This is a genomic window from Thermovirga sp. (assembly GCA_012523215.1).
Taxonomy (GTDB): Bacteria; Synergistota; Synergistia; order Synergistales; family Thermovirgaceae; genus 58-81.
In genome coordinates, this window is the sequence record JAAYIZ010000189.1 from 1 (window position 1) to 1531 (window position 1531).

Annotated in this window: 1 protein-coding gene; it reads left to right on the plus strand. The window is 60.2% G+C overall.

Annotated elements, in window-relative coordinates; translation table 11 throughout:
• Nucleotides 1-434 precede the first annotated feature (434 nt).
• A partial coding sequence (locus tag GX108_05240) for an MFS transporter (protein ID NLO56442.1) occupies nucleotides 435-1531 on the plus strand: 1097 nt, incomplete at its 3' end.

The following is a 1531-nucleotide window of genomic DNA, read 5'->3' on the forward strand; positions in this document are numbered from 1 at the left end:
CCTCCAGGAGCGGCCGCGAACACAATAAAAAACCGGGGCCCCTTGTTTCAAGGGGCCCCGGTCCCGGTTCGCGGTTACGCGCCTATAGCGCGACGGCCGCCCCAGGAGGGGACCCCCACGTAAGAACGAGGATAATAATGGCGATATCGTTAGTCGCTGCTACAGTGCCATACATCCTGTCCTTCACGCGGATTCCCTCCTTCTTTAAGGGTTGGCCGTGCCTGATGTTTGAAGCATACTACACCGCCCTCGAAGCTTTTGTCAATGGGTGGGTCGCCCAGATCTCTTCGACCCTTGGCGACGCTGCCTGAATCGAAGGCGGTGCACCTGGCCACAAGAGGCATTCCTCCTCCAGAACGGCGAGAAATATAGTATGCTTATAATCCGTGGAACACCCACGAGGATATTGCATTTCAGCGGAAGGAGCTCCCCCGATGGTATCGGTCGTCAAGATCGCCGCTTGGCTTAAAGCGGACGTCCGCAGGTATCGCCTCGTCGCCTGGAGCATCATGGCCCTTGTCTACATGATCGTTTTCTTCCACAGGCTGGCTCCCGGGGTGGTACGGGATGACCTCGTCGCCGTATTCGGGATGTCGGGCGCGGCCTTTGGTCACCTCGCTTCCATGTATTTCTACGCCTACACGGCCATGCAGATCCCGGTGGGTATGCTGGCCGATTCGCTGGGGGCCAGGAAAACCGTCTCGGCGGGGATCTTCCTTTCCGGGGTGGGGTCTTTGACCTTTGGCTTAGCCTCTTCTCCAGCCCTGGTCTATCTGGGGAGGTTCATCGTCGGCGTAGGGGCCGCCACGGTTTTCGTGTGTATCCTGAAAATGCTCTCCGAGTGGTTCAGTGAGAGGGAGTTCGCCACCATGTCGGGTATCACCGCCTTCGTGGGCAATTCCGGAGGGCTCGTCGCGCAGACCCCCCTGGCCATGATGGTAGCCCTTTTCTCGTGGAGGATGACCTTTGTCGTGATAGGAGCTTTATCATTCCTCTTGAGTTCAGCCTGCTTTCTCTTGATAAGGGATCGTCCCGCTGATATGGGTTTCACCCCGGTCAACCCTACGGGGAAGGGGCCGAAGATCGGCGGCTACGAACTGCTCCACGCGGTGAAAGGGGCGCTCCGGTCCAAGGGTATCTGGCCCGCGATGATCATAGGCGGCCTTTTTTCCGGGGGCCAGTTGGCCTTCATGGGCGCCTGGGGGGTTCCATGGCTGACCAGCGTCTACGGGCTTTCCCGCCATGAAGCCTCGGGGATCGTATCTCTGGTGGTCCTCGGCGCCATGCTAGGGGGCGTGTTCATGGGGAAATTTTCGGATATGGCCGGGGCGAGGAGGTGGCCCCTGGCCCTGGTGGCCGCGGCCAATGTCGCTGCCTGGGGAGTGATCCTCTTCTGGGGTTCCGGCAGGCCTCCGCTGGTCGTCCTCAAACCCGCCCTTTTCGTGATGGGAGTCGCGTCCATGGCGTTCCTGGTCTGCATCGCCATCGCGAAGGAGATCAACAACCCGCGCTACACGGGGGTTGCCGTCTC